This is a genomic window from Methylacidimicrobium cyclopophantes (assembly GCF_902143385.2).
In the GTDB taxonomy this organism is placed as follows: Bacteria; Verrucomicrobiota; Verrucomicrobiia; order Methylacidiphilales; family Methylacidiphilaceae; genus Methylacidimicrobium; species Methylacidimicrobium cyclopophantes.
Map to the genome: position 1 here is coordinate 1 of NZ_CABFUZ020000237.1, position 4,880 is coordinate 4,880.

The window sequence follows — 4,880 nt, forward strand, 5'->3', positions numbered from 1 at the left end:
GGCGGCCCGCCGCTACATCATCCGCTTATATTCCCGTTTCCACTATACATTCGTCCCTTCCAGCATGTTGCAGAAATTGTTGGAGGTCTGGGGACTGAACAACACCATTCCGATTCGGCTCGGAGTGGATGCGGAGACATTTTGTCCCGGTCCCGAGGATCGGGCATGGCGCGAAGAGCTTGCTATCCCTGACCAGGCATTTCTGCTGCTTTACGTTGGGCGACTTTCCCGGGAAAAAAACATTTCGGTTTTGCTTCATGCCTTCCGAGTCCTTCGCGCCTCGCGCCGGCGCGATTATCGGCTTTTGGTAGTCGGCGACGGGCCGCTGCGGAAACAGGTGCAACGCTTACAGGCGGAAACAGATGCTGTGATCTGGCGGCCGTACATCGAGCAGAAGACGGAGCTGCGAAGGTGTTATCGAGCGGCGGATCTTTTCGTTCACCCCGGAATCGTGGAAACATTCGGTTTGGTTGCCGTCGAAAGCCAGGCCTGCGGTTGTCCGGTCATCGGCATACGGGGGACTAACATGGATGAGCACATCCATGCGGGGCTGGAGTTGTGGGCGACGCGAAATTGCCCGGAAGAGTTGGCGGGAGCCATCGAGAATGCGGCGGATAAGGATTTGCGGCAGATCGGCATTTCCGCTTCGCAACGAATGAGGGAAATCTATCATTGGCCAAATGTCTTCGCAAAGCTCTGGCGTTACTACCGGTCGGCGATCGGAGAGCCCGACTCGGCCGAAGAACCCGCGGCGCTTCCCTTGGAGACATCTCAGGCGGAATAGCCCGCGGGCGGAGCATAGGAAGAGAGATGGGACTTCCCCCTGGAGAAAAGGATACGGTTAGGGGAGCCGTAACAATCCGCTTTTATCGAGCGGAGGATCGGGAAGGCGTTCGTCGCGTGTGTGCGGATACCGGCTTCTTGGGATCTCCCATCGATCCGGTGTTCGAAGACCGTGAGCTCTTTGCCGACTATCTGACTTCCTACTACACGGACAAAGAGCCGGAATCGACGCTCGTTTGCGAGGCGGAAGGGCGGATTGTCGGTTATCTGACCGGTTGCCGGAACTTCCGTGCCAAATTCCGGTACCATGCATTCCATAACATGGGGCTCTTCCTGAGAGCGCTGATGCGCTATCCGTTCTATCGTCCCGCGAGTCGTCGCTATCTTCATTGGTTGCTATGGAAGGGATGGCGGGAAACCCCCAGGAGCCTTCCGAGCGTGCCCCATTTTCATTTCAACATTCTTGCCCCATGGCGCAGCGTCTCTCGCACTCGACAGATGATCGACTTGTTTTTGGACTATCTCGTCCGAAAAGGAGAAAGGGCCGTTTGCGGTCAGATCGTCGTCTTCGATCGCCGCCGGGGCGAAAAGATGTTCGAACGCTACGGGTTTCGCGTAATCGACCGGGCCGAGGTAACCAAGTATGCCGACCGCTTTCCAGGATCGGTCTATCTCTGCACGGTGGTGAAAGACCTTCGGGAAAACCCCCGGCTTTACGGCTCTCACTCGCTTTCCGACGAATGAAAGAGAAAGAGAAGGAGCGGCCGGCTCTGATCGTCTCTCTCCATGACGTGCACCCGGCGTCGCTTCCGCTGGTGGCCCGCCAGCGAGAGCAGCTGCGCGAATGGGGAGTGAACGAGGCGAGCCTGCTCGTTGTTCCCGCCTATCACTACGGGTCGCTTTTTTGCGAAGATGCAGAGTTCTGCCGATGGATCGATCTCCAGAGAAAAGAGGGGGACGAAGCGGTGCTCCACGGCTACTTTCACGCGCGTAAGGAACCGGCGGGAGGATTGCGCGACTGGTTCTGGACGGAGATCTATACCTGCCGGGAAGCGGAATTTTTCGACCTTTCGGACGATGTTGCCGAGGAGCGCCTTCGTTCGGCCCGGCGGCTTTTCGCGGCGCAGGGCTGGCCTGCCGAAGGGTTTGTGGCCCCGGGCTGGCTGATGGCGGATCGACTACCGCAATTGCTGGCGAGGGAGGGATTCCGGTACACGACACGGATCGATGGGATTCTCGCGCTTCGCCCGGTCGAGCGATGGATCGCCGGACGAACCTATTGCTGGAGCAGCCGAGCAGCTTGGCGGAGGACAACGTCCCTCGCCTGGAATCGCCTGCTCTCCCATACGACTGTCGACGGAGTCGTCCGTGTGAGCCTGCACCCCTCCGATTTTGTCTATCCTCGGATTCGCGCGCAGATCGAGCGGGTCGTCAAGCAGCGTCTCGATCGAGGAAGTCGGCCTTTCACCTATCTTCGGTATGTCTCGAGTTGATCTTCACCTTCATTCTCGCTATTCCGACCGACCCGCGGAATGGGTCCTGCGGCGGATTGGTTGCCGACAAAGCTACACCGACACGGAAGAACTCTATCGGAAGCTCTCCGAAGCGGGCATGACTTGGAAGACGATCACCGATCACGATCGAATCGACGGCTGCCTGGAAATGCGGGAGCGGCATCCCGATGTCTTTGTAAGCGAGGAGGTGACGACATTTTTTCCCGACGGATGCGAGATTCACCTGCTCGTTTGGAATATTCGGGAGGCGGACCATTCCTGCATTCAGGAGTTGGCGCCGAGCATCGAAGAGTTGGCGGCCTTCCTTCGCGCAAAAAGCATCCCTCATGCAGTCGCTCATCCGTTGGAAAATCTCAACGGAAAGTTTTCTCCGGATCATTTCGAGAAGCTGATTCTCCTTTTCCGTGCCTTTGAGACGGCGGACGGCAGTCGGCCTGGATTGCCGCAGGAGATCGCGCGCCTCTGCTTACTGGCGTTGACGCCGGAGAGAATCCGCGAGATGGCGCAACGACAAGGGATTGTCCCCTTCGACAGCGAATGCCATCGAAAGATTTTCGTCGCGGGTTCGAACGACCATGGCGGCCTTTCCCTCGGATCCCTTTGGACGGAAGTCGATGACGACGGGAGCATCGACGGTTTTTTCCGCCGGCTCTTTTCCGGAGAGGGAAAAACCGGCGGCGGAGAGCCGGGCGATCCCGCTCGTGTCTCCCTGGCTTTTTACAATCTGGGGCTTCAATATGCTCAAGAGCGTCTTCGGCAGTCGGCTCCGCTGGCCGCAGCTCTGGTGCAAAAGATCGCCGAGCGCTTCGTCTCCGGGAAAAATCCGACGGCCTTTTCCTTCGGGGAAAGGATCGGCCATTTGGCCGAAGCGGTTCGGAGCGGGCAAGTGTTCGAATTACTCAAGCCCGGAGAAGGAACGCTCGTGCGATCCTTTGCCGAATTCTTCACGAACGCCGAAGTGCGGGAGGAAATCGATCGGATCATCCTCCGAGCCTCAGTACCGGCGGATGCATCCTTCCGAGTTGCTTCGTACCTAGTGAATCAATTGGTCTATCGGCTCGTTCGGGGTGCCGTCGCGCAACTCGGACGAGGGAGCGTTCTGGAGGCGTTCCAATCTCTGGCCGGTCTCCTCCCCGTGACCGCTGCGGCGGCTCCCCATCTGCTAGCCTTTCGACGCCAATGCCTTGATCGTGGATTTCTCCGCGATCTGAGCCGCCGCTACCTTGCAACGCCGCCGCCCGAGATACTTGCCTGCAAGCGCGCTTGGTTCACCGATACCCTCGACGAGGTCAACGGGGTGACGCGAACGATCCAGGCAATGGCCCGTGCCGCCTCGGAAGCCGGGGTCGATTTGACCGTGGTCACTTCGCGAACCAATCCGAGAGTCGACGGGACCCTGTTTCGGAACTTTCCTCCGATCGGCGAGTTTGCCATTCCGGAATACGAGCTTCAGAAGCTCTCCTTTCCTCCCTTTTTTGATCTTTTGGAATTCGTACACAAGGAACGATTTACTGAGTTGATCGTCAGTACACCCGGACCGGTGGGGCTGTCCGCACTGGCGATCGGAAAGGTCCTTGGGCTGCGGACGGTCGGTATCTACCACACCGACTTCCCGCAGTACACGCGCTTTCTCAGCCAGGATCCGTGGATGGAGGGACTCGCGTGGAGCTACATGGACTGGTTTTACGGCCAGATGGCCAAGACCTATGTAAACTCCTCCGCCTACCTACGCTCCTGGAGAAAACGGGGCCTCCCCGAGGAAAAATTGGCGATTCTTCCCCGCGGCATCGAGGTGCAAGCATTCCATCCGTCGTTTCGGCGAGCCGATTTTTGGAAGCGAAGAGGGGCGACAGCTCCAGTGCTCCTCTACGTCGGTCGGATTTCGAAGGAAAAAGAGTTGGGCTTTTTGCCGACGGTGTCCGAGCTTTTGCGAAGTCGTGGGTTTCAATTCACTCTGGCTTTCGTCGGGGATGGCCCCTACCTTCCGGAATTGAAACAGATTCTGCCGGAGGCACTCTTTACCGGAGTTCTGACGGGCCGAGAGTTGAGCGAGGCTTATGCCTCGGCGGATGTCTTTCTCTTTCCGAGCACGACCGACACTTTCGGCAACGCGGTCCTCGAAGCGATGGCTTCCGGCGTACCCGTCGTCGTGTCCGACGCGGGCGGTCCGCCGGAGCTTTTGGGGCAATTCGGGATGGGACGCGCTTGCCGCGCCGGCTCCCGGGAAGAATGGGCCGATGCGATTGCCCATTTCTTGATCGCGCCTCCGTCCCGCGCAGAACGGGAGAGGGAGGCGGAAGCGATTCGGCGTGCTTGGAATTGGGAGCGTGCCTTCGCTCGATTCTGGGAATCGATCGGCTCTCCTGTTTGACCGGCAGTTCTCGCAAACTTTCTTCTGCGGCTTTTCCAGCGGGCTCGCCCGCTTCGCGGGAGTGGGTTGTTCCTGGAGCTCCAGCGGAAAGCCGTTAGGTGCGGTCTTTTCGGAAGCCCTCCGTTGAGTCGCCGCATGGATGGGTAACCGAGCGACGGCCAGGCAAAACGATCCCTTTGCCGGCTGTGGGAGAGAAGGTTCGGCGGCCGGCC

Annotated in this window: 4 protein-coding genes; all 4 read left to right on the top strand. The window is 58.9% G+C overall.

The features are described 5' to 3' along the window. On the top strand, positions 1-784 hold a 784-nt coding region (locus FN369_RS09580), incomplete at its 5' end, for a glycosyltransferase (RefSeq protein ID WP_142525921.1). Between the two features lie 26 nt (positions 785-810). Further along, positions 811-1,527, top strand: coding sequence for a GNAT family acetyltransferase (locus FN369_RS09585; protein WP_142525922.1), 717 nt, complete (start codon positions 811-813; stop codon positions 1,525-1,527). Then, entirely contained in the window at positions 1,524-2,276 is a 753-nt protein-coding gene (locus FN369_RS09590; protein ID WP_142525923.1) for a DUF2334 domain-containing protein, read from the top strand. Before FN369_RS09585 ends, FN369_RS09590 begins: the two co-directional genes overlap by 4 nt. After that, positions 2,263-4,668, top strand: a complete 2,406-nt coding sequence (locus tag FN369_RS09595) for a glycosyltransferase (RefSeq protein WP_142525924.1) — start codon at positions 2,263-2,265, stop codon at positions 4,666-4,668. Before FN369_RS09590 ends, FN369_RS09595 begins: the two co-directional genes overlap by 14 nt. Positions 4,669-4,880: the final 212 nt, after the last annotated feature.

Excerpts from the sequence above, each read along its gene's own strand:
- FN369_RS09585 (WP_142525922.1), top strand. The coding sequence starts at position 811 with ATGGGACTTCCCCCTGGAGAAAAGGATACGGTTAGGGGAGCCGTAACA.
- FN369_RS09590 (WP_142525923.1), top strand. The coding sequence starts at position 1,524 with ATGAAAGAGAAAGAGAAGGAGCGGCCGGCTCTGATCGTCTCTCTCCAT.
- FN369_RS09595 (WP_142525924.1), top strand. The coding sequence starts at position 2,263 with ATGTCTCGAGTTGATCTTCACCTTCATTCTCGCTATTCCGACCGACCC.